The organism is Paenibacillus sp. WC2504 (genome assembly GCF_052682475.1).
The window spans coordinates 1,870,194-1,894,221 of record NZ_JBQZFH010000001.1 but is presented as its reverse complement, the minus strand read 5'-3'; the positions used below and the strand labels follow the sequence as shown (position 1 = coordinate 1,894,221).

Genomic DNA, 24,028 nt, shown 5'->3' with positions numbered 1-24,028 from the left:
AAAACTGGATTATTAGTTCAACACTTTGAAATTTTCTGCTCTAAAGTCCATTGCTTGTGAAGAATATGGCGCCCACTCCAGACCTTTACGGATTCCCCAGCCTTCGTATGGATAGTAAAGCACCGTGCCTGGTACTTCATCGTCAAAGATCTGTATCTGCTTTTTAGCCAGTTCCTTCCGTTTGGCTGGATCGAGGATAGAAGCCAGCTCTTTAGCATTTTTAAGGAACTCTGGCGTCATGTCCTTCCAGTAGATCTTCTCAGCATCCGTTCCCGGACCCCATAGCAGCGACAACCCCCCAGACGGATCTGGAAAACGCATTGTATTCGACCAGTTTGCAACCGATTTTCGCTCAACTTTATCGCTAAATTTGACTTTGGCGTTAATACCGATTTTCTTCCACATGTCCACAATGGCTTCAGCCGCTTCGTTCCCAAACGTGTAGTAATTGGATTTCAATTCGTATTCAATCAATTCACCTTTATAGGAAGACTCCGCGAGCAATTTCTTGGCTTTTTCCACGTTATATTCAGGTGTAGGATAATCGCTCAAGTAAAAATCGCCGAACTCCGAGTATTGATGGCCTTTTGGAATAACGGCTTTGCCTTGCCACAGCTTATCGACGAGCATTTGACGGTCAATGGACAAGCTTAGCGCCTGGCGCACCTTTTTGTCATCAAGCGGGCCGCTCGTTGTGTTAAACGTCAACACATGCATATTGCTGATATTAAGTCCTTTTACGCTGAGATTTTTGTTACTCTCAATAACGGATACTTGATCAAGAGGCACTTGCGTGATGAGATCTACCTCTCCGGTAATAAGTGCTGTAATACGAGTCGACGTTTCGTTATACACAATGTACTCGATTCTTTTTGCTGCCGGTTTCGCACCCCAATAATCGTCAAATCGCTCCAAAACTACTTTTTCCGGAGAATAGGAAACGACTTTATATGGACCGGTACCGACCGGTTTTGCAGCGAAGGCTTCATCGCCGACTTTTGTAAGATAATCGGCTGGGACAATCCAGGAGCCCCAGCTTGAAGCGATACGTTGCTCCAACAGTGGATCGACTACATTCGTAATGATTCGGAACTTATAGTCATCGATTACCTGTACTTCCTTTACGACGGAGAGCATATTCGTCGCATCTGCCATTCCCGGCAGATTCTGGTGCAAACGGTTGAAGCTGAAGACAACATCTTTGGATTTCAGCTCGTCTCCGTTGTGAAATTTGACACCTTTCCTTAGCGTTACATCCAACGTGTAATCGTCAACTCGTTTCCATTCCGTCGCAAGCATCGGCTTCAAAGACCATTTATCCTTGGGATCGGAAAGCAGAATCGTTTCGAAGATGTCATAGAGAATACGAATACTTGTGTTACCGCTGGTACGTTGCGGATCCAACAGTTGAGGAAGCTCGGTCACGCCGATTTTCAGAACATCGAGTTCCTTCGAACCTGTTGCTTCAGAACCTGATGCATCATTCGTGGAGGGTTTATTGCTACATGCCGAAAGCACGATAACAAAAAGCATACTAACAATAAGTAAGATTGCTGTTTTCTTCATTTCAAAATTCACTTCTTTCTGTTTTTGATTTTTTTGTTACTTACACATTCCGTTATTTTTTATATCCTTCTATATAAGTGGTTCCATTAACATCGATAAGCCGTATGCCTGCACGATTTTGTTGATTTCCTATTTCTTTGGTCACTGCTTCAAGTTGACTTAATGGTATGTCTATCCGCTCAAGCTCAATCCCCTCAGCTAAAACTCTTCCATCGAAGCCCGACTCTGCACTTAGCCCAATTAATTGGCAAACCGTTGGTGCTATATCGACGATGCCACAAGTTATTTCACTCACATGGCCCTTCTTAAAGCTGCTGCCGACCCCTAGAAAAAAAGCATGCATGTCATAAGGAGAAGCTGTACCATGTGAAGATTGAAGCTTGGAAGATGAAGTCAATGCTCCAGTTATTCCAGGCACACCATATTCGTTTGGTTCATTGTCCCATTTCGGTTGGATCGCAAGAAGCGGTGCCCGTCCATGCGTAATCGATCCCAATAAAATTTCGAGGGAAAGCACATCGGGCAAATCCGAATACTTCGCATCCCTTGCAAAAACGAGCTCGCACCAATCCTGAGATTGCAGCCAGCCGATTAAAGCCCTAACCTCTGCAGGGGTCTCTTCCACTTCTTCGACCGCATAGATATAACAACCGACCGCAATAAACCTAGTTTGAAGCTTTAGTTCTTCAACAGCTCTTTGCATATGACCTTGAAGCGAGCCTTGAGCATGTATCGTAGAATGTCCGTGATCACTGATCCACAAAATATCGATGGCTTCACTTAAACCTTCCCGTTCAATAGCTTGCAGAACCTCCGCTACACATTCATCTACCACTTGTAACGCTTCATGATGTTCAGGAGATCCGATTCCATAATCATGCTGGCTTGCATCCGGTTCTGACAGCCATAATACCATTACTTGATTCTGCTCATTTTTCAAGTGGTTATTTATCAATGAACGAGTTGCCCATAAAGCCCGTTCCTTTTTTATATTGGTTTGTTCTTCCGGAACATGGCCCAATTGGCGATGCAGTTCTTCCAATTCGACTGTCCCGTATACGGAAGAGGGATTAATCACCAGCTCGGGATGGTTCAGGTTCCAAAGAAGTGAAGCACCCGGTGAACTGGAGGCGGCAACCGCAAGTCGCTTTCCGTGTCGATGCAGTCGGTCTCCCAACGTAGGATGCAGGATGAAAGGCTCAGACATGGCCTGACGATAGGCCAATAGGTGCTTGTCGTTTCCGGTTTGGAGTAAACCTTCCTCACCAAATCCCTGCACATACATCAAATTGCTGACAACTCCATGACGTCCCGGATAGACGCCGGTTGTCAAAGTTGTCATACTAACCCTCGTTTCCGAAGGGTAAGCCGCATGAAAGGAGGTAAATAAGGTACCGCGTTCCATCAGCTTGCCGCATGTCGGCATAAGTGCCATGTCTACGCTATCCGGTCGTAATCCGTCCGTACCAATAATCAATACCCTCCGATTGGAAAGATCATGCTTGCTTGATAGTGTCATAGCGTTCTACCCCTCTCGTGATTTCGTTGATTTTTTGCAGTCGTACCAAGGATTCCCCGAATGGCTCTACTCTTAAAACGAAATGAAACCGATCCAAGCTCATGCATAAATCAAAGTCCTCAGGAGGAGCGGAAGCATCACGCACATCCAAAAACTTCCCTGTTTTACTTTCGTTAAGCATGTAATGCAGAATGGCATTAAAATCCACTGGCTTTCCTTCCAAAACGTTCTTTATATATTCGGCGAGGAGGGTATCTTCATCAGCCTCTTCCGTTGCTTCCCAGCCCATGCAGACCAACGACACGGTCGCCGGATTCTTCATGCGGATGTAATCGATAATGGCCTGTGCATTTACAAAGCTGCCCGTAATAATTTCATCCGCTTCTACGGCATTCACGATTCCTTGTGTACCTGCGCTTGTCGTATGCACAATCGTTTTGCCCGAAAAGTCTACAGATTCAATAGAAGAAGGAGAATTCCCATAATCGAATCCGGGTTGAATGACTCCTCCTCTTTCTCCCATTAAAATAAATTCCGGGTTTTCCTTCTTCAACCTGTACGCAGTCCCCATATCTCCAACGGGAATCAAATCCTTGACTCCATTTTCCATAGCATAGCAGGCAACTGAAAAAGCGCGGAAAACATCAATAATAACGGTCAAACCCTTGGCTTTGCGAGCCCCTTCGATTAACTGGTAAATATTAATTTCCATAAACATAGATTCCTTCCTGTGGTGTGAAACCATCGTCAATTTCGTTATGTATTCATCCTAACTCCCGATTGTCATCATGAAATTAACTGCAAATTAATATAAATTTAACGAAGTCATGACATTTTCGCAGTATTGTATAGATAACATCTATACTTGAGGAGCTGGAGTTATGTTTAATTTGCAGCAATTGAAAATTTTAGTCTTACTCGCGGAATATAAGAGATTGACGCTCGTCGCGAAAAAGCTGAAAATCAAGCAGCCTTCCGTTACCTTTCATATGAAGAAGTTGGAGCAATCAACAGGTGTCCGCCTTTTTATTCACAAGCATAAGATGGTCCTGTTCACGGAAGAAGGCAAAGCCCTTCTGCATTACGCCACCCGAATCATTTCGTTGTCCGAGGAGGCGGAGCAAGTATTAACCGACTATCTGCAATTTAAAAAAGGGAAGATTATAATTGGATCGAGCAATACCCCAGCAACCTACTTTCTTCCAAAGCTGCTGGGGGAAATGCGCCAAGCTTACCCACATGTAAACATCGCCATCCAAGTGCATAATTCTCCACAGATTATAGACTTGGTTAAAAAGTTGGAAATCGATTTTGGGCTGGTAGCCGAGCATAAAGTAAGCGATCCTGAACTTGTCGCCATCCCTATGGTTAACGATGAGCTAGGCTTGGTCATGTATCCCGATCATCCACTGGCACTTGCAGACACGATTGAGTCAGAGCTTTTGCAAAATGAGTTATGGATTTTGCGGGAACAAGACTCGGCTTCACGCAGAATGATGGAGCTTTGGGCCGATCGGAACAATATAAGCTGTAAGGACGGGCTGGAGCTTGGAACAACGGAAGCAATCAAACGAGCGATTCAGTGTCGATTGGGGATTTCCATTTTGTCCCGATTAGCTGTTGAGGATGAGGTTCGAAGCGGACAATTAATTTTTAAAAGTTTAAACTCTGAGACGATGAGTCGCAGCCTGTTTTTCATCTATAGCCGAAATCGTTTTGTCACACCGATTCTTCAGGAATGGATTCATTTCTTCAAAACGATGCAGTTTTAAAACTGGACCTAGCCTCCCCAGTAGCATCTAGTTGTTGTCACTCGACTTATTTATATTTGCCATGTCGACTTTCATCGGTGATGAAACAAAAAAAGAGCTGCATCAATGCAGCTCTTGCGCTATAAGCTATTCTTTTGCTTTTCAAGATCAATTTATCGATGCGACTAATCTAACCGCCATATATTGACGCCCAGGAAGTTCAACACGGAACGCCCCTTCGAAAATGCCTGGCAACTTGGTTATCGTCATATTCCATGTATCAATTACTTCTACACGATAGGAGACACCGGACTCGTGTTTGAAATGCCGGTAACGCGGCTGATTGAAACCAAAGTAGTACAAGTAATATTCATCCTTCACGCCTGCACAAGGCAAATCCCAGGAAGAAGGCAGTGGATTCAATATGCCACCTGGACTTTGTTCAATGATTCGGCGAAGGAAAGCGATTCTCTCAGGACTTGTACCTGCAAGTTCGCCTCCCTTTGACCACCATAGAACTTGCTTCTCATTATAATAGGTCTCTCCATGCCCAACATAACCGCCACGAACAGCACCTTCCCAGAATCGACGGGTTAGTTCTTCCCCTGTGATGTTTCCCCAACCGTGTTCGATGTCCCCTTCATAAGCACATTCGTCTACGATAATCGGCTTATGCCACTTGTTACGCCATTCAGTCGTTTCTTCTGCCGTTTTATACATGTCGATTCGTTGTATACTACAATGAGTTACCCAAGGTTTGCTGTAATCGTAGAATCGGAGACAATTATGATTGGAAATGAGATGACCGACCGGATCGCTTGATGTCACGATTTCGGCATAGTACTCCCAGTTTTCCTCTTTTTTAGAATTCATTAAATCAAACTCATTGGCTAGTGACCACCATACATTCCGGTATGCGGCAAGACGTGCTGTGAGATATCGAAGATATCTTTCATCGACTTCCAACGGCATCTGTGAGAAACCCCATCGATCATACGGATGGAATAAAATGAGATCCGCCTCTATACCGAGCTTACCAAGATCAGCGATCCTCTGCTCAAGATGCTGGAAAAACACCGGATTAAATCGGCTATAGTCCCAACCTTCCTCCAGTGAGCCTTCGAAAGGATAGTACATGGGCTCGTTTACATTAAACTGATAAGATTTCGGGAATACGCACATTCTCAGCTTATTGAATGGGGAAGCCTTCAACGTCGATAGGGTTTGTTCTTCAAGATTAGCGGGCTGATGTGTCCAGGCGTAGCAGGTTGTACCTACCGGTAGATATCGGAGGCCGTCTGCGTAGGCAAAGTGGAATGTATCACTTACTCGAACTGGACCATGATTATCTGGAGATGATTCTACACAGACAAAGCCACCAACCTGTCCATCGAGTGCTACTACATTACTAGATGTACGATAACTCCAATCTCCCAAGGTTGTCGGCATGAATCGAATACGAAATATGCCTTCGCCATCATAGAATCCCATCACATTCACTGAATGGTTACCTGAGTAAAACTCGGCGGATAGAGATACTTCAATAAAAGGATTTCCGTCATATGAAGCAAAAAACACTAGCTCAAAGATATCCCATTGTTCAACTTGTTCGTTTGTTGGCCTGATTTGAGCGAAGGTCATAGGTCTGCCTCTCCTCTAAATAGTACTTTCCACCTTATCAAATCGAAAGAAATCAAAATCAGCATGCCCGCCAACCTGCTTGGTCGCATAATTAAACAACCCGATCCGATAGCCCATAAAATGATCCAAGGTATACTTCATCTTCAACGGAGATCCGATTTTCTTCCATTCTTCACCATCAGCTGAGTAGTAAAAGCTTGCAAGATCCGTACTATTTTCAAAATTGAAATGAATCTTCAAGTAAATCAAACTATCCTCGTATAGAATCCGCTCGACCGCTTCTTCACTACCGTCGCCTCCATTAACACACATCGCAATATATCGCTCGCCGTTCGCTGCGATTTGAATACCGACTGTTCCGAAATGATTTTGAAGTGCAACCATTCCAGCATGATCACCCGGCTTCATATGGGAAACATCCATTGCCGTAATGCCGATGCATACAGGACCCTCTGTCCGCTGCGTCAATGTATTGCGTGCTAATAGGATACTGTCGGTAATATTCCCCGTCTCTAATCGCAACCAGCCTGGACGCGCGATCACAGACCATAGGCGGTTATCCGGATTATGATTCCATTGCCAATTAAGCAGCAATTTATTTTCGTTATAGTCGAACTCATCGCTAATGACCAATTGGGTAGGCGCCGTAGGTGCCGTGCTCGGGAATTGCGCCTGGAATGAAACTTGCACTTTACCTTCCATCCCAATGACCGGCCAGTCCTCCACCCAAGTAACTTGAAGCACAATGGGAATTCTCCCCACAGCATCATGATCTTGAAAGAATAAGGCATACCACTCATCCTGCGGTGTATCCACGATGCCTCCTTGAGCGATACCATGATTGCGATATCCCATGTCGTCATCAAGAATCACTTTATGCTCATAAACACCGAGCAACTCCCTGGATCGGTAACAAAGCTGCCTACGACGTCGATTTCCGGTATTGGGCCATTCAATGAAAAACAAATAATAATAACCGTTCAGCTTATACGCATGGCACCCCTCGCATCGCAGCATGATGCCGTCACGTTCCGTCTCGAAGAGCCGCTGATCGATACCTCCAGATTTTACTGTCATCACATCAGATGTCAGTTCCGTAATGCGAATACTACCGTTGCCGTGAATGACATAAACCCTGCCATCGTCAAACAGCAGACTTGGATCATGATGTATTCCTGCAATGACAGATCGCTCCCACTTCCCGTTCTCGATATCTGCTGTCCGATAGATGTAGAACTGGTTCATATCATTACTTGAGAAACACACATAGAACGTGCCATTATGATGCCGTAAACTTGCCGCCCATGACCCTTTACCGTAAATGCCTTTCCCATCCAGCAAATTGTTGGCGTCATTATCCTCTAAGGTATCGTAAACGTAGTTCACGATCTTCCAATCCTTCAAATTCTCAGACTTCATAATCGGGCATCCAGGCATTGCATGCATGCTTGTGCTTACCATATAGTAGGCCGTTCCTACTCTAATAACGCAAGGGTCCGGAACATCCGCCCAGATAATCGGGTTCGTTATCGTCACATTCTCCATCGCTAACTCTCCTAATACTTAAAAATTGCTAATCCCAATACGCTTATTTCCTTACAATCTCACGATACTCCGCTGGAGTCATACTGGTTGATTTTTTGAAAAATCGAGTAAAAGAGTGTGGGGTTTCATACCCTACCTGAACACCCACTTCAGCAATTTTAAGTTCATCCTTCTTGAGCAAATTTTTGGCTTTCTCCATTCTAACTTCATCAATATATTCAGATAGATTGACGCCACTTTCCTGCTTAAAAAGCCGCGATAAATAGGACGGATTGAAGTGTATCACGCTAGCTAAACGTACGAGAGACAAGTCTTCACCCAGATGCTCCTCAATGTACAACCGGATCTTCTCTATCACCGCTGCTGCTCTATTGCGTTCTACACTCAATCGAAGATTGAACAAGGACTCTGCGGTCTGTTTCAAAAACTCATAGCTATCTTGCCAAGATGAATGCCTATCTCTTTGCATAAGCCCGGTTGTTCCAACCTTATCGTGCAGCTCCCAACGGTTAATATAGGATAATAAATTGAGAGCAATCGTGTAATACAATTCCAGGGCGAAAGGTCCGCCATTTCCTCGTTCATCAAAGGCTGTTTTCATTAGTTCGTTGAACAGATGGAGATATCCCTCTCTATTTCCACCTTCTAGATGAATCGCCAAGGACTCCGCCTTTTCTCTCAGCGTTCTTGAGTTAGCCGCGGTTCCAATGGTTTCCAAGGTGACTGTTTGAACCATCTGGGCACCGTCTCCCGCTCGCCAGTACTGCTCACTTCTCATTCGATCGTATATCTCAGAAAGCTGCTTCCATTCGCAGGTATCGGCGCAAAGCGTTATAGCAAAAGTAATTCCCAAAGAATCATGACAAGCTTGCTGCATAAGCTCAAATTGTCCCTCTAGAAATTTGACCGTGCGGGAATAGGCTTCTTCCGAATCCCTAACTTGGGCAAGCTTGGGTTGAACAAGCCAGACGAGGTCGCCGTATTGATCTAAGATTCCAAGACTGTTTGTGCGTTCTTCCAAAAATGTCTCTGCCAAAAATTTGACAGCAAGTGCTGCATTCTGACTTTCCGCAAAGGTATGATGTGTGTTCGTTCTTTGCAGGTTAGCCAACGCCACAAGGATGGGCAAAGTTGGATCAAGAGCAATGCCCAGATTACGGAAATCAACGACTAACTCCTCCGTTGTTCTTGTTCCTTGAAGCAAATAACGGAAATAATTCCCTTGAGCAAGGGTTTCGAGTGTAGTAAGCTTTTCTCTCGATTGGTTGACTAGATCGTGGAACTTTAAACTGTTTTCCAGTTCATGAATCGCATCTGTTACGGCCTTGATAATCTTATCGTATTCTTCACTCTTAAGAAGATAACTAACTCCAGGTGATTGAATCGCTTGGTAGACATAATCAAAGTCATTGTACCCGGTTAAAAAAATAATTTTGCAATGCGGCCAATTACTGCGTATGTTTCTCATTAGCTCGAGACCATCCATCCCGGGCATACGAATATCGGACATCACGATGTCCACTCTTGTGGTATTCATCCAATCCAGCGCTTCTTCACCGGAATAGGCTTTATACAAATCAAGATTGAGATTCAGTTGGCTAAATACGTCAAACAGTCCGTCTGTAATGATTTCCTCATCATCAACGATCAGCATTCTAATCATGAGCAGCACCACCTTGATAAGGAATAGAAATGATACCTTTCAATCCCCCCAGCTCGCTTCGGCTTATTCGTAGACCGTATGCTTCACCGAACGTCATTTTGACACGGCGGTGAATATTCACCAAACCCGTCGTCTCCGCATGTTCATCACCGTTATCCAGCGTGTCCGAGAGACGTTCCAATGTCTCATCCGTCAAGCTATCACCATTATCCTCCACAATGATTCGTATCTCAGTCTCTTCCAATTCGAAACGAATCATAATATTTCCACTGCGTTTCATTTGTTCCAAACTGTGTTCAAATGCATTCTCGATAATCGGCTGCACAATTAAACGTGGTACGGACACCTGTTCAATTCCCCGCGGGAGAGCGTCAAATTGTACCCGAATACGCCGAGAGAAGCGTAATTCCTGAATCTCCGTGTACATTCTGGCATGGTGAATCTCTTGTTTCAGCAGCACTTCGTCAGATGCATTTCTGGTAACAAATTGGAAATATTCACCAAGCTGTGTGACGAACTGTCCGATCCTTTCAACGTCTCCAATTTTCGCCATCGTCCTCAGGATAAAGAAACTGTTGTATAGAAAATGTGGATTAATCTGCGATTGAAGCTGCTTCAGCTCCGCCCGTTGTGTCATAATTTTCTGCTTATACACCTGATCGATCAAAGAGCCAAGATTGGTGACCATTTGGTTAAATCGGCCATACAAGTAACCGAGCTCATCCTTAGACTCGTGCTGGATATTCACATCCAGATCCCCATTTTCCATACGCCGAAAGCTCTTAACTAACGTTAACAACGGTTTGTGAATAAATTTGTAGGTGGAGAATGCATAAATTCCAATGATGACAACAGCAACAAAAATAAATAACCAGGCCCACAGATAAAACTTGTCTAGCGGCTTCTTAATTATTTGCTCTGGAATAAACCGGTAAATAGACATATTTAAATAATCAGAGCTTGCAATTGCCGTATAATATCGGCTTCCCGAGATTGTAAAGGTTCCTGTACTGTGAACTGGATTTTGTTTGATCTGTGCAATGGTGGCCGGTATATCCTGCCATAAGTGCTCTAAAGATCCACTCGTGAGAATAACACTGGTATTCTCCTTGGTCATCAATGTTCCACTTCCGGGATAGGTGTTAAACTGGCCTAACGCCTCCTGCAGTCTCTCCTGATCCAGTTCAATTTCAATAATGAACAACGGTTGATTCCCATTGGTTACTCCCTGCTTGGCAGCACTTAAAAATAATCCGCCATTCCACTCCATGATCTGGTTATTTCGACTGCTCAAAGCTGAGCGCAAGCCATTGTACCGTTCGGTATCAAATTCGCTTGGGCCATTGGCGGATGAAATCGTTTTGGATATCGGATAAATATGAGCACTTACATTTTTAATATAAGGACTGCTGTTTTGAATGGCATAAAGCCGTTTTCGCAGTGAGTTAATTTTTTCAGTGCGTTTAAACACATCCATCGTGTCCCAAGTCAGCGTCAGTTCGTTGAGATCTTCGTCCTCGATAACGCCAAACTGCAGCAGCTTCATCCGTTCTATCTCTTTCTCAAGATCGTTGATATAGAAGGTTAGTTGGGACACCGCCGTTTTGGAGATGTCTTCGCTTGCCGTCTGGACGATCCAGTTATACAGGTAGACACCAAATAATAAAATCGGCAGCATGATAAGCAAAAAAGTGCTGAGCAGCCGAAGGAAAATCGTGTTCCGTAAAGTAAATGGCTGACGGTTGATCAAGGTACAAGCCCCCAACTTTTTTCTTCCATTATAGCCTGAAGCTTGTAAGTTTCCTAAGCATTTGTTAGGAAGCCATCTATGCACTACCCCTTAACGCTGCCAAGGACAATCCCTTTAACAAAATACTTCTGCAGGAAAGGATACGCCAAGATAATGGGAAGGGAGCCCAAGAAGATCTGTGAAGCTTTCAGCGTCCGATCAGAAATGAGAGCCATATTCAAGGCTTCATCACGTGATATATTCGTTAAATTTTGTTGAATGACGATCGTTTGAATGTAGCTCTGGAGCGGATAATGGCTCGGGTCTCCCATAAGCAGGAGGCCATCAAACCAACTGTTCCAATGTTCAACCATGGAAAATAAGGCAAGCGTTGCAAGAGCAGGCATGGATATCGGCACATAGATTTTCCAGAGTGTCGTCCAATAGCTTGCACCGTCCATGACCGCTGCCTCCTCCAGCTCCTTCGGCACCTCTCGAAAGAAATTAAGCAGCAGAACCACGCTGAATACGGGAACCGCACCGGGCAGCACGAGCGCCCAAATTGTATCCAGCATATTGTATTGCTTAAGTGTCGAATACCAAGGGATCAAACCACCATGAAAGAGCATCGTAATAAAGAAAATCCAAGCATAAACCATTCGCATGCGAAACGCCTTCGTTTCCTTGGATAAAGGAAATGCGACGAGGATGGTTAAAATCAAATTTAACGGCGTCCCGATCGCGATGCGCTCCAAGGATACAAGCATGGATTGCCAAAATGCTTGCCGACTAGCCGTAAACTTGTAAGAGGCTAATGTAAAGTCAACCGGCCACAGTTTTACATGACCTGCTGCGGCTGCCGTACTTGAACTAAACGAGATAGCAATGATATGAATTAACGGGAGAACACAAATTAACGATACGATGATAAGAAAAGATACATTCAGAACGGAAAACCACTCGAATCGGATTCGACTTTTGGGTACCCGGAGATAAGTATCAGACACAGAACTGGGTGTTGGTTGTACCACGGTTTTCCCTCCTCCTAGAAGATTCTATATTTTGCAAACCGATATGCCACAAAGTAAGAACTTGAAATTAAAATAAGTGAAACTAGCGACTTGAATAGTCCGACGGCCGTTGCTACACCGTATTGAGCATCCAATAATCCGATCCGATATACAAAAGTATCCAGAATATCGCCGCTTTCATACACCTGAGGGCTATATAAATTGAACACTTGATCGAAGCCTGCGTTCAAAAGCTGTCCTAAACTGAGAACTGACAACAAGACAATGACCATTCGCATGCCTGGAATCGTGATATGCCATATCTTATGCCAGCGGTTTGCGCCGTCAATCGTGGCAGATTCGTATAAGCCAGGGTCAATGCCCGTGATAGCCGCCAAATACACGATAGTCCCATAACCAAAATTTTTCCATATATCCGATGAAATGAGTGTAAACGGAAACCAATGATTGTCTCCAAGGAAAAATATCTTATTCAAACCGAAAGCACCTAATAATTGGTTAACAATACCAGTAGATGGCGATAGAATATCGATTAGTATTCCTCCTAGAACAACCCAAGAGAGGAAATAGGGTAAATAGATGGTCGTTTGCACGCTTCTTTTAATGACCTCATTCTTCAATTCGTTAAGAAGAATGGCGAAAATAATCGGCACGATTAAGCCTAGAATAAGCTTAAGACTTGAAATAAAGAGGGTATTCCACAGGACCTGATTAAAGCTGGGCAGGTTCATGACATATCTGAAATTATCCAACCCGACCCATCGCTGGTCACCAAATAATCCCTTTGCAGGGATAAATTTTTGAAATGCAATGATAATTCCCGCCATTGGGACATATGAGAATAGCACAATGAGTACTAATCCCGGTAACATCATTAGATGCAGCGGAAGCTCTCTCCACATTTTCCCGATACCCATAAAATAACCTCCATTATTTAATGCATAAAAAGCAGAGGAAGGATGGTTAACCCGTCCTCTGCCCGCATCTACTTCTTCGTTGCTGCATACCATTCATTGACTTCTTTTGTAATTTGCTCGCCGCCTAGCTTAGTCCAGTCTTTCACAAACTTATCGAATTCATCTACAGAGCCGCCCATAATAATTTTGGTGTAAGTCTCATTCATCAATTTTTCTAAAGTCGATTTCCGCTCAACCATCGTTGGCGTAGGTGCACCTACGAATTTATCCATCAGGAATTGACTATTTTTATCGTACTGGTCAACGACACCTTCAGAGCCTTCCGGACCATAAATGCGTTCCCAACCCCACAAGGCAAACCCTTCTTTTGAACCCGAATTGAAAGCCTCTATCTTGCCTTGAATCGTTTTAGCTTCTCCCTTCAGGGTCGAGAAGTCGTTCGCTTTACGTGCCGCATCGATCGCTCTGAATGCCTCTACATTTTTCTTGACCGGGCTCGGAGTTACCGGCGACAGCTGCCATACGCTTTCTGCTTCCGGCGGTGCATAGTATTTGTCAAACTCCGCTGTTTTGCCAAAGTTTTTCTCCAGATGCATATTGAACAGCTTGATAACCGCCTCAGGATGCTTGAAACCCTTTTTCACTGCAAAAAACTTGCTTGTACTGAACCTCAAAGGAACTTTAGGTGTATCGCCGGATTCCGAAACGATCGGGAATGCCCGCCATTGTGCATTCGGGTCATTGTTACGGTTCAATTGAAGCGGCCAGATGGAGTTCCACTGTTCGCCATACTCCATTCCGATCTTGCCCGCAGCTATTTGCTCAGATACCTTGCCACCGTCTTTAATCCCGAATTCCTGATCGATTTCTCCATTCTTAAACATAACTTGAAGGGCTTGAAGCGCTTTCTTAACTTCCGGCTGAATACCGCCAAACATCAGTTTTCCGGATGCATCGGTAATCCACAAATTCGGATAAGCCTTATACCCAGCCATGAACCCCTCTAAGCCTATAGCTCCTCCCCACAAGGCTTTGTTTAAACCGAGGCCAAATGTATCTTTTTTTCCATTGCCATCCGGGTCCTTCTCAGCAAATGCTTTTGAAATGGTTTGAACATCAGCCATCGTCTTTGGCGGCTGTAAGCCTAATTTGTTCAGCCAATCCGTACGAATCCAAATAAACATAGCGCGTTCAAGCGAGGAGTCGACCTGCGGGATCGCCATCAGCTTGCCATCAATCGTAGCCGCATCGAATGGGCTTTTTCCCTCTTGCGATAAGATCTCTTTGGTTAGGGGAGCCGCATATTTCTCATATAAAGCTGTCATATCTTCGATTTGACCAGAATCTGCTAATTGCTTTAACTGAGTTGCGTTCACTGGAATAATATCAGGCAGATCGCCAGAAGCCAGCGTTACATTCAGTTTCTGTAAATACTGATCAGAAGTATCGCTCCCTTTTACGACCCAATTGTTTTTAATATTGATTCCGAGCTGTTCCTTATATAGACGTGTCCATCGGTTGTCTTCAAACGTTTCGCCTTTTAGCACACCGAGTACGTTATTCTCAACTACATCGCTAAGGTTCCTTACAAACGACACCTCAATTGGTGGATCATACTTGCCAAGCGGTTCTATATTTGCACTTTTCACATCGGTAGTTCCGGCTGTGCTCACTGCTTCCTTCTGTTCAGTACTCGTTGAATTGTTCTGGCTGGTGCAAGCCGAAATGAGCGTTGTTACAGCAAGTAAGGATACAGACAACGCTTTCATTTTGTGGTGTTTTAGCTTCATGTACATCCCCCTATATTGAGTATTTAAAGCTATCACTGCAGTGACGTGTTATGTTTTCATTATAGGGTTGGTATAACAACTAAACAATGTACAACTCTTTACTTTACTTACCAGATCTTGTTGTATTGTAAGCGCAATCATTGTGTACAAAGCCCTATAAAATTAACGGGTACTACTCAGCATTCTTTTCCCTGTACTCCACCGGCTTTTCTTGCACCCGCTTCTCAAACTCTCTTAGAAAATGATGATAATGCACGTAACCGACTCCCTCTGCAATGGAGCGAATCGTGGCAGCAGATTCCGTCAGCATGTTCTTAGCCTCATTGATTCGAAGATCATGGATATATTCAATAATACCAACACCATACTTCTTTACGAACGCATGGCCCAGATATACGGGATTCATATAAAAGCGTTTTCCGATTTCTTTTATTGTTAAGGGGGACTTATAATTTTCCTGAATGTAGCGTTCAATTCCATACAGTGGATGGCCCGAGCTGGATTCCCTACGTTCTCTCAACCTTCGCATATATTCGGCCAGATAACTCCACACAGATTGCTCCAAAGTCGTCAGCGATTTAGGACCGGTTTGCAGCAGATTGCGGAACATCGGCCACATATCCATGGATGCCACTTCCAACTCCCGCAGCACATCCATACTCTTCAGGACCACATGTACACAGAGCATGCGCACCATCTCCGGAGCGATCTTGTCGTTTTGGAACAAAGCGAATACTTGTTTTAAAATACTGGCTGCCTCCTGCTCCTGTAGTCGTTCCGCAGCACCAAGCAGTTCCTCCAATGTCGCCATCATCCCAAGATTATAACTAAACTCCAACCTATCGGCAGTCTCATAATCAACAAGTCCCTCACTATCATAAAAAAAATGGTGGACGGATGCCTCCAGCGCGCCCGAATAGGATACATTCAAATCTCGGAGAAACCGAACGGGGGGGCCAATCGATACGCATATCGCCACGCCATGCTGTCTAAGTCCGTTATAAACTTTCCCAGCCAGTTCCCGAACATCCTCAGCACAGTCCACCACGAGGCAAATCTGGCCAGGCATAAGATCAACTAACATTGCTTTTGGAGGAACAATATAGGAACTACAAGATGCCAATTCCTCTTCGTTCATCCCCTCTATTAAGATACATCTCCATCCTTTGGCTTCCTGATCCAACTCTCCGATCTGCTTAGATATACTTTCGTCCAGCCCTTCCAACTCCCCCCGGAGAATGGGAGCAATCATCATTGAAAACAATTGACCACTTGTCATTTCCTGTCGATTAATCACCTGTTGTCGGGATGCAAGTTCCTCCATCACCTCCCCTAGGGTGATCTCCCATTCATCATCCATAATAGGTTTGAGCAGATAATGACGTACTCCGTATCGCAGTGCTGACTGTGCATATTTGAAGTCGCCGTAGCCACTCATGATGATGAAAATCGGCCTATACGTCTCCGACAACAGCTGAGTCTGACGAATCAGTTCCAGTCCGTCTATCACAGACATCCGAATATCCGTAATGACAAGTGAAGGTCGACAATTTATAATCAGTCGCAGCGCTTCTTCCCCGTCGGAGCACATGCCACATACCTCAAACCCTAGCCCTTCCCAATCGGCTAACATCCGAATTCCTTCAAGTGCAATCGGCTCATCATCGACAAACAATACTTTACACATGTTCAGCTGCCTCCTCCTGTGACAAGATTAGACCAATAGGGATTTGAATGGTAACGGACGTCTGTTCATACGCTTTGCTGTCAATCAAAAACAAGGAACGATCATTGTAAAAAAGATTCAACCGCTTATACACGTTTCTCAGGCCGATGCTTTTTCCTGCCTCTTCTTCCACATGCAAGTTCTGGAGAATGCTGTTCAGCTTGGCAGCATCCATACCAATCCCGTTATCTTTGACCCTGATTATCAGATAACGGTCATCCAACCCTGCTGAAATGTGAATCCTCCGGTCCCCCTTCACCGATTGAAGCCCGTGTTTGCAAGCATTCTCTACCAGAGTTTGAATGCTCATTTTGGGAATCCGGCAGAAAAGTATCTTCGGATCGATATCTATCTCATAGGTAAATCGATCCTGAAATCTGAATTTCTCAATCTGTAGATACATCTTAATAAAGCTAATTTCCTCTTCAATCGTCACCAGATCATCCTTCCAGCTGAGCAGCCTTCGCAGAATTTGCGAAAGGCTACGAATAATATCCGTAACATGCTCATATCGATGCTTCTTGCATACCACCAGAATAGCGTTGAGTGTATTAAACAGGAAATGCGGATCTACCTGGCTCTGCAGAAAATTCAACTCCGCCCGTACTCTTTCCAATTCCAAGTCCTTCTTCTGGATCTCCAGCTTGTAGACATCGTTAATCAGATTGCGGATTTTCACCGTCATCAGATTAAAGCTGCGCAATAATCCTCCAATCTCATCCTTACCTTCATACATGTTAATAGGCTCGAAACGCTCATTTTTAACCCATTGCATATGTTTGGAGAGCCGTCTGACTCTCAGATTGTAGGATTGAAGAATAGTAAAAATGAGAACCGTCGGAATTACTGTACTACACAAGGTGAGTACAATGCCGAATTTTATTACTGCATTCTGCTTTTGTTGAAATCGCGCTCGTTCTGGAATCCCAATTAATTTCCACCCACTAAGATAGCTGGCAGTTCCCAAGCTGCTGATGAAATTGCCATTTGCCTCGTTATTCGACGAGTCTAAGTATTCTTTGGCTAAAGGGGGCAGAAGGTTTTCCTTCGCAATGTAAGAGAGGTTTGAATCAAGAACAACTCTATTGTTAGCATTAACAAGTTTGAATTGTAGATAGTTCTGCTCCTTGTTAAAAAGCTCCTGCACCTTGTCCAGCTGCAAATCCACTCGTAGATATTTTGTGTAAGTCATCAAATCCGGAAAATTCTCCAGCTTGCGAATAATGCTCACATACACCCTCTTTTGCTGTGGGTTCATCGGGTTCATATCCAAGTAAGAGGCGACGACCACCTTCTCTTTCGTATCGGTCAGTTTCCGGTACCATTCGCTCTGTTTGTCGCTATCCTTCAATACAAAATAGCTTCCTCCGCTTCCAATTGTCGGGTTCGTGGTAAAGACCCCTAGCCAGGAGATGTACGGATACTGATCCGTATACGGACGCAGCTTGTCACGCAAGTAGCTGTCATAAGTCTCATAGTAGATTGACAAGTCGGAATAGGAGGCTTCCAACTTTCCGTTAAAAGTACGATCTGCCGCTACGGTGTTACCGATCGCTACGCTTTCGTTCACGATCTGGGTGAGCTCATAAGCTGCCCGATCCAAAGAAATCTGCAGATTTTCCCTCTCTCGACTTTGCGTATCCCGGCTATTTTGCATATAGAACAGGATATTGATGCTCATAATTGGGAGTAAGACGCACAAAAGATAGATAAATAGAAACTTATATTTTAGCGGTATGTCATTGACGATATGGCTGAAAAGCTTCCATTTCCGGTTCATTGTCGATCTCCTATAGGTTATTTCTCGGCTTTTTTGTACGATGAAGGGATTACGCCGGTCAAAGCTTTGAACTTCGCACCAAACTGCTCAGGATCTGAATACCCCACCATTTGGGCGATTTCGGTTATTTTCATCTCGGTACGGAGCAGGAGCTTCTTGGCCTCCGTTATGCGAACGGTGTGCACGTACTCATTGAATGCCAGGCCACGCTGCTTTTTAAAGCGTTGACCCAAGTGAGCCGCATTCACATGGAGATATTCAGCCACGTGTTGAAGCTGCAGCTTTCCTTGGTAATGCTGTTTAACGTAAGCCTCAGCAGCAGAAACAAGATCATCGATACGAGCACCTTTCTCGCTTACGTTCCATTCTGCTGCTTCAAGAAACTCTTTCAACAATCTGCTTTTCAGTTCTCCCAAATTTTTCGGAAGAGGCGATGCAAACCATCTTCGGGTCCAATTTTCGATATCTGCTCCCTGTTGGGCCAGTTCTTGAAGAATCTCCAGCTTCAGCGTAGACAAGTTTGCCGCCGCCCATGCTTCCGAAGAAGATAAAGTTATAAATAATTCAATCATAAGAGTATGAACGGCATCTACGTTGCCGTAGTTGATGGCATGGATCAGTGATGCTTTGGTTACTTCAAGGATCGATGAAGATTCCTCTGACATTTTGTCGTGATAATAGTAGACCTTGGGAAGATTGGAGGGATATTTGCACACTTCTGCTGTAAGCGCTTCCTGATAGGCTCTGCTTAATGATAAAACCCCTTTAACCTCACTGCTGATTGCAAAAGAAAAGTTCTCCCCGCATTCTTTTTGGATATGTGATACGAAACGATCTATAAACGGGATTGTTAATACAGATTCCTTGGAGTCCATGGCAAGAATAAAACCATACCTGTTAGTACCTAGCACGAACGGATAAACACTTACTTCCGTCAAGGCCTCCGACTCTCCGGCTACCCGTAGACGCTGAAACAGACTGATCTGCTCTTGTTCTCTATCCTCCAAATTGCTACAAACAAGATAGATACAGCGAATTCTAGATTGCTCGTGTAGTTTCAGCAGGCTCCGCGCCTTGTCCACCCATTCCTTTCTGACGTCTCCCATCAAAAGCCGTGAAACCGTTTCAGCACGACTACGATCAATGATAGAGCGCTGCAGAGCACGTCGCGTTTCCTCCGCATGAATCTCCTCCGCAACCTCATGAACTGCACGCTCTAATTCCGATTCGTCCAAGGGCTTCGTCAAATAATTGGAAACACCGAATTTCATAGCCTGCTGTGCATATTGAAAATCAGCGTAGCCGCTTAGCACGATAAATTTTGTATCTGGAAAACGCATATAAACCTTTTCAATTAATTCCAAGCCATCAATGACCGGCATCCGAATATCCGTTATGATCAGATGAGGGCAGTTTTCCTCTACTAGCTGTAGAGCATCCTCCCCATCTAGCGCCTCTGCATAGATTTCAAATCCAAGCTTATGCCAATCAACCAGCAATCGTAACCCTTCAAGCATGATCGGCTCATCATCGGCAATCAGAACCTTCAACATTCACGTTTCACCTGATTTCCCTTTTGATATGAACCTATTATACGGTCCCGCCCATAGATCCAGCAACGGAAAAGCCGTTTTAGTCCTCGGACTAAAACGGCTTTTCACAATAAATGCGCGATCCCTTATTCTTTTACGCTTCCCAGATTTAGACCTACTACAAAGAAGCGCTGCAGGAAAGGGTAAACTAACAAAATCGGCACAGCAGTTACAATTGTGATGGCAGCCCGAACGGAGGCAGGTGTAACCATACCTTTGGATTGGCCCGTGTTGACACCATTTAAGAGCGCCGGATCACTGTTGCTGCTCATTGTAGAACCCAGAAGCTTCATCATCTCGTACTGCAGCGTACTTAATTTAATATCGGAAGAAGCGTACAAGAACGTGTCGAACCAGGAGTTCCATGAGCCAACCGCGATAAATAACGCAATGGTTGCCAAGACTGGCGTGCAGAGTGGAAAGATGATCCGCAGAAAAATTGTAAAATCTCCTGCACCGTCGATCTTCGCCGATTCAACTAAACTACCTGGGAGAGACTTGATATAAGTTCGGATAACTATTAGGTTAAACGCACTGACCATCCCAGGCAGAATGTACACCCAGAAGTTGTTCAGCAATCCCAGTTGCTTGATCAGGAAATAATTCGGGATTAAACCAGCATTAAAATACATGGTCAGCACGAATAATACGCCAATGATTTTACGAAACAAATAGTGAGGCTGAGCCAACGTATAAGCTAGCATCGAAGTCAGAAAAACGCCTAATACAGTAAGCGTTACGGTTCGAGCCACCGAAATCCAGGCAGCATGATAGATCGTTCCTGAGATAAAAATGGCTCGATAATTTTGCAAGCTCCAAATCCTCGGCCATAAGTAAAGTCCCCCCCTCAGCGTATCGTTGCCTTCGTTAAAAGATACCGTCAGCGTATGAAGAAAAGGATACAGGGTAACGATGACCAAGAAGAGCATAAAAAATCCATTTAGTGTGTTGAATAGGATCGCTTCCAAGCGATTATTCTGGAAAGTAGCCGTTTTCATATTCAACCCCCTTATAACAACCGCTCTTCGCCAAGGCGTTTCGCAATATAATTCGCACTTAAAACCATTACAATGCTGACGATCGTCTTAAATATGCCCGCCGCTGTCGCCAGCGAGTAGTTGCCAAGTGCTATTCCATATTTCAACACGAAAATATCAATCGTTTGTGACCAGTCCACAACCAGACCATTCCCCAACAAGTATTGCACTTCAAAGCCCGCATCCAAGATATGGCCAACATTCATAATTAACAGAATAATGAACGTCGCTTTAATACCTGGCAACGTAACATAGCGCATTTTCTGGTACCGGTTGGCTCCATCCATGGAGGCAGCTTCATAAAGTGAAGGATCTATGGAAGTAATCGCAGCCAAGTAGATGATCGTGTTCCAACCCACTTCCTTCCACACGTTTGCGGCACCGACAATGCCCCAGAAATAATGCCCGATGCTTAGCCACATGACTGGCTCCTTGATGATATGAAGCTTCATTAATACGACATTGACGATCCCATCCTCTACGGACAGTGTGGAAGCCACAATACCAGCCGCAATAACCCATGACAAGAAGTGGGGTAAGTACGAAATCGTCTGTACCGAGCTTTTGAATATCTTTGTTTTGATTTCATTAAGAAGAAGTGCCAGCACGATCGCTGTTACAAATCCTAGTACCAAATTGATCAAGCTCATGCCTAATGTATTACGGAGTACCTGAAGGAAGACATCATCACCCATCAGAAATTTAAACTGATCAAAGCCCACCCATTTCTGTTTGAAAAATGGCAAGGCCGGGCGATAATTTTGAAAGGCCATTAACCAGCCCCAAATAGGGACATAATTGAAAATAACCAAATAGATCAGAATCGGTACGGACATAAAGATCAATTGCTTTTGGCTTTTTATCGTTTTCCAACTGAATGCTACGCCAATTTCCGGATCGATCCATTTCTTTTTCTTGACAACTGCTTTCGCATCTTGTTTCAGTATAGCTTCTGCCATTATAAATCCCTCCCAAACCGAAAATTGTCGTCTATAAACGGAGAAGACCTGCTCGTCTTCTCCGCTCCTCGGTAAGTGAATATGAATTATTTACTGCTCCAATTCTTGATCCTCCATTGAATCTGATCGTTGATACGATCTTCGTAGGCTTTGACGTTCGCTTTGGAAAGCTGATCGGTGTATTCTTTCCAGACTTTTTCGAAATCCGCTTCGCTCGCCAAAACGGCTTTCGGCAAATACTTTACTGCCAGATCGTTCATCTTAGTTTGGGCCACTTTCGCCGGGGAACCGTCGATTAAGTCGATGGACCATGCTGGATAATAAACGGGGTTATCAACCGGTGTTTTGAAGAACTCGGCCCAAGTCTTATGATTGTACGCCTTCAACACTTCCTGATCCACTGGCTTCAAGCTATCATAGAACTCCTGCGGTTGCGTGTTCGGGTCTGTCGCGTTCCCATCCATGTAAGTACCCTGCATTTTGGGTAAATTAAAGAAGAACGCTTCTGCTTTATTGGCTAGCTTCCAGGTATTATCATTTTGCTGATCACGCTGTTCAGGAGTGCGATAATATTTCCCGTCCTTTACTTGATAGTCCTGACCTTGAACGCCCCATTGTAATGTTTTCTGCCAATCTTCCGTCATCAAACTATCAAGAAATTTTATGATTGCGATCGGATCTTTGGCCTTAACTGAAATACCATAACCGCGGTTGATGGTTAAAGCGGGACGATCCCGGTAGTATTCCGTCGCACCTGGATAGAGCAATGGGAAACCTACGTAGGTGCTGCCAAAGTTACCCTGAGAAATCAACGACTTTTCGCCATCACTAAAGTTCCAATGCTGGTCAAACATACCGATAACACGACCGCTAGCGATCTTGGCCAAATACTGATCATAATTCTGCACAAGTGCTTCCTTGTCCAACAGTCCTTTACTGTTTATCTCGTTCAGCTTCTTGTAATAGTTCTTAGCTATATCCTTATCAGCAAAAATGGATGCCTTACCGTTTTCTACGATTACCCCGCCATCGTTCGGATGGCCTGCCAAGTGCTCTGGCGGATTCTGCAAAGGGAAGGTTCTCCAGTCAAAGTTCAGCGTCTCGAAACCAATCCTGTCCGGGTGCTGCTGTTTGGCCTTTTCAATAATAGCGAAGTAATCCTCCAGTGTCTTCGGAGTCGGCCATCCCTGCTCCTTCAGAATGTCTTTTTGTAACCAGAAGCCGGGGCCCTCGTAAGTCGTTTCAGTAAATGTTCCAGTGAATGCATTGTAACCCGGAAGTGCGTAGATATGTCCGCTTGCCGGATCCTTTATTTGGTTCCAAACATCCGCATAATGCTTCTTCAGGTTCGGTGCATACTTCTCGATCAAGTCTTCCAGAGGCACGAACGCGCCTGCAGCGATCAGCTTGTCATCGCCCGTAATCACATCCGGATAGTCTCCACCGGCAATCATAACACCTAGTTTCTGCGTGAGGTCGCCGACCAGAAATTCCATTTTCAAACTGACGCCTGTTTTATCCTTAATCATCTTATAAATGCGATTGTCAGCCGTAGGCTGCTGGTAGGAGTTGGCAATGAACATGGAAATCGTCATCGGTTTAATAGCTTCCGTACCCTGCGTAGCTACCGCGCTTCCTGTGGTAGTTGGAGCCGTGCCAGAAACCGTTGAACCGCTGCCTGCGTCATTGCAGCCTGATAAGATGACACTCAAAGTCAAAACAGGAACGATCATCCGAAGTGTAGTACGCTTCATTAGTAATGCCATTTTCTTTTTCCTCCCT

Annotated in this window: 17 protein-coding genes; 1 reads left to right on the top strand and 16 read right to left on the bottom strand. The window is 44.5% G+C overall.

What is annotated here, in order from left to right:
• Window positions 1–12: 12 nt before the first annotated feature.
• The 3 genes from ACUN27_RS08510 to ACUN27_RS08500 are packed head-to-tail and all read right to left on the bottom strand — an operon-like array spanning window position 13 to window position 3,797.
• A complete protein-coding gene (locus tag ACUN27_RS08510) occupies window positions 13–1,566 on the bottom strand; it encodes an ABC transporter substrate-binding protein (protein ID WP_445558740.1) in 1,554 nt (517 codons plus the stop codon).
• A 52-nt stretch (window positions 1,567–1,618) separates the two neighbouring features.
• Entirely contained in the window at window positions 1,619–3,085 is a 1,467-nt protein-coding gene (locus ACUN27_RS08505) for an alkaline phosphatase family protein (protein WP_326063258.1), read from the bottom strand.
• Window positions 3,063–3,797, bottom strand: a complete 735-nt coding sequence (locus tag ACUN27_RS08500) for a 2-phosphosulfolactate phosphatase (protein ID WP_326063257.1) — start codon at window positions 3,795–3,797, stop codon at window positions 3,063–3,065. The genes ACUN27_RS08505 and ACUN27_RS08500 overlap by 23 nt, the downstream gene beginning before the upstream one ends.
• Window positions 3,798–3,966: 169 nt before the next feature.
• Between ACUN27_RS08500 and ACUN27_RS08495 the strand changes: the two genes are divergently transcribed.
• On the top strand, window positions 3,967–4,857 hold the full coding sequence (locus ACUN27_RS08495; protein ID WP_326063256.1) for a LysR substrate-binding domain-containing protein: 891 nt from the start codon (window positions 3,967–3,969) through the stop codon (window positions 4,855–4,857).
• A gap of 147 nt (window positions 4,858–5,004) precedes the next feature.
• On the opposite strand, the gene ACUN27_RS08490 is transcribed toward ACUN27_RS08495, so the two are convergent.
• The 13 genes from ACUN27_RS08490 to ACUN27_RS08430 all read right to left on the bottom strand — a co-directional run bounded on the left by ACUN27_RS08490 (window position 5,005) and on the right by ACUN27_RS08430 (window position 24,012).
• On the bottom strand, window positions 5,005–6,477 hold the full coding sequence (locus ACUN27_RS08490; protein ID WP_326063255.1) for a DUF5605 domain-containing protein: 1,473 nt from the start codon (window positions 6,475–6,477) through the stop codon (window positions 5,005–5,007).
• A gap of 15 nt (window positions 6,478–6,492) precedes the next feature.
• Window positions 6,493–8,022 (bottom strand): glycoside hydrolase family 43 protein, encoded by a 1,530-nt coding sequence (locus ACUN27_RS08485; protein WP_445558739.1) that lies wholly within the window; start codon window positions 8,020–8,022, stop codon window positions 6,493–6,495.
• 43 nt (window positions 8,023–8,065) lie between these two features.
• On the bottom strand, window positions 8,066–9,685 hold the full coding sequence (locus tag ACUN27_RS08480; protein ID WP_445558738.1) for a response regulator transcription factor: 1,620 nt from the start codon (window positions 9,683–9,685) through the stop codon (window positions 8,066–8,068).
• Window positions 9,678–11,435, bottom strand: a complete 1,758-nt coding sequence (locus ACUN27_RS08475; RefSeq protein ID WP_315952030.1) for a sensor histidine kinase — start codon at window positions 11,433–11,435, stop codon at window positions 9,678–9,680. Before ACUN27_RS08475 ends, ACUN27_RS08480 begins: the two co-directional genes overlap by 8 nt.
• 83 nt (window positions 11,436–11,518) lie before the next feature.
• Complete coding sequence (locus ACUN27_RS08470) at window positions 11,519–12,421, bottom strand: carbohydrate ABC transporter permease (RefSeq protein ID WP_379174574.1); 903 nt, start codon at window positions 12,419–12,421, stop codon at window positions 11,519–11,521.
• Between the two features lie 38 nt (window positions 12,422–12,459).
• Window positions 12,460–13,362 (bottom strand): ABC transporter permease, encoded by a 903-nt coding sequence (locus tag ACUN27_RS08465; protein ID WP_079412691.1) that lies wholly within the window; start codon window positions 13,360–13,362, stop codon window positions 12,460–12,462.
• Between the two features lie 68 nt (window positions 13,363–13,430).
• Window positions 13,431–15,152 (bottom strand): extracellular solute-binding protein, encoded by a 1,722-nt coding sequence (locus ACUN27_RS08460; RefSeq protein ID WP_315952034.1) that lies wholly within the window; start codon window positions 15,150–15,152, stop codon window positions 13,431–13,433.
• A 172-nt stretch (window positions 15,153–15,324) separates the two neighbouring features.
• Complete coding sequence (locus ACUN27_RS08455; RefSeq protein WP_315952036.1) at window positions 15,325–16,839, bottom strand: response regulator transcription factor; 1,515 nt, start codon at window positions 16,837–16,839, stop codon at window positions 15,325–15,327.
• A complete protein-coding gene (locus ACUN27_RS08450; protein ID WP_445558737.1) occupies window positions 16,832–18,658 on the bottom strand; it encodes a sensor histidine kinase in 1,827 nt (608 codons plus the stop codon). Before ACUN27_RS08450 ends, ACUN27_RS08455 begins: the two co-directional genes overlap by 8 nt.
• Before the next feature lie 17 nt (window positions 18,659–18,675).
• Window positions 18,676–20,211 (bottom strand): response regulator, encoded by a 1,536-nt coding sequence (locus ACUN27_RS08445; RefSeq protein WP_326063250.1) that lies wholly within the window; start codon window positions 20,209–20,211, stop codon window positions 18,676–18,678.
• Between the two features lie 125 nt (window positions 20,212–20,336).
• On the bottom strand, window positions 20,337–21,248 hold the full coding sequence (locus ACUN27_RS08440) for a carbohydrate ABC transporter permease (protein WP_326063249.1): 912 nt from the start codon (window positions 21,246–21,248) through the stop codon (window positions 20,337–20,339).
• A gap of 11 nt (window positions 21,249–21,259) precedes the next feature.
• Window positions 21,260–22,246: an ABC transporter permease gene (locus ACUN27_RS08435; RefSeq protein ID WP_315952043.1), complete on the bottom strand. Its 987-nt coding sequence runs from the start codon at window positions 22,244–22,246 to the stop codon at window positions 21,260–21,262.
• 86 nt (window positions 22,247–22,332) lie between these two features.
• Window positions 22,333–24,012: a sugar ABC transporter substrate-binding protein gene (locus ACUN27_RS08430; RefSeq protein ID WP_326063248.1), complete on the bottom strand. Its 1,680-nt coding sequence runs from the start codon at window positions 24,010–24,012 to the stop codon at window positions 22,333–22,335.
• Between the last annotated feature and the right edge of the window lie 16 nt (window positions 24,013–24,028).

Coding starts and splice junctions, on each gene's coding strand:
- ACUN27_RS08440 (WP_326063249.1), bottom strand. CDS start 21,248: ATGAAAACGGCTACTTTCCAGAATAATCGCTTGGAAGCGATCCTATTC.
- ACUN27_RS08495 (WP_326063256.1), top strand. CDS start 3,967: ATGTTTAATTTGCAGCAATTGAAAATTTTAGTCTTACTCGCGGAATAT.
- ACUN27_RS08490 (WP_326063255.1), bottom strand. CDS start 6,477: ATGACCTTCGCTCAAATCAGGCCAACAAACGAACAAGTTGAACAATGG.
- ACUN27_RS08445 (WP_326063250.1), bottom strand. CDS start 20,211: ATGTTGAAGGTTCTGATTGCCGATGATGAGCCGATCATGCTTGAAGGG.
- ACUN27_RS08435 (WP_315952043.1), bottom strand. CDS start 22,246: ATGGCAGAAGCTATACTGAAACAAGATGCGAAAGCAGTTGTCAAGAAA.
- ACUN27_RS08505 (WP_326063258.1), bottom strand. CDS start 3,085: ATGACACTATCAAGCAAGCATGATCTTTCCAATCGGAGGGTATTGATT.
- ACUN27_RS08430 (WP_326063248.1), bottom strand. CDS start 24,012: ATGGCATTACTAATGAAGCGTACTACACTTCGGATGATCGTTCCTGTT.
- ACUN27_RS08480 (WP_445558738.1), bottom strand. CDS start 9,685: ATGATTAGAATGCTGATCGTTGATGATGAGGAAATCATTACAGACGGA.
- ACUN27_RS08500 (WP_326063257.1), bottom strand. CDS start 3,797: ATGGAAATTAATATTTACCAGTTAATCGAAGGGGCTCGCAAAGCCAAG.
- ACUN27_RS08510 (WP_445558740.1), bottom strand. CDS start 1,566: ATGAAGAAAACAGCAATCTTACTTATTGTTAGTATGCTTTTTGTTATC.
- ACUN27_RS08460 (WP_315952034.1), bottom strand. CDS start 15,152: ATGAAGCTAAAACACCACAAAATGAAAGCGTTGTCTGTATCCTTACTT.
- ACUN27_RS08455 (WP_315952036.1), bottom strand. CDS start 16,839: ATGTGTAAAGTATTGTTTGTCGATGATGAGCCGATTGCACTTGAAGGA.
- ACUN27_RS08485 (WP_445558739.1), bottom strand. CDS start 8,022: ATGGAGAATGTGACGATAACGAACCCGATTATCTGGGCGGATGTTCCG.
- ACUN27_RS08465 (WP_079412691.1), bottom strand. CDS start 13,362: ATGGGTATCGGGAAAATGTGGAGAGAGCTTCCGCTGCATCTAATGATG.
- ACUN27_RS08450 (WP_445558737.1), bottom strand. CDS start 18,658: ATGAACCGGAAATGGAAGCTTTTCAGCCATATCGTCAATGACATACCG.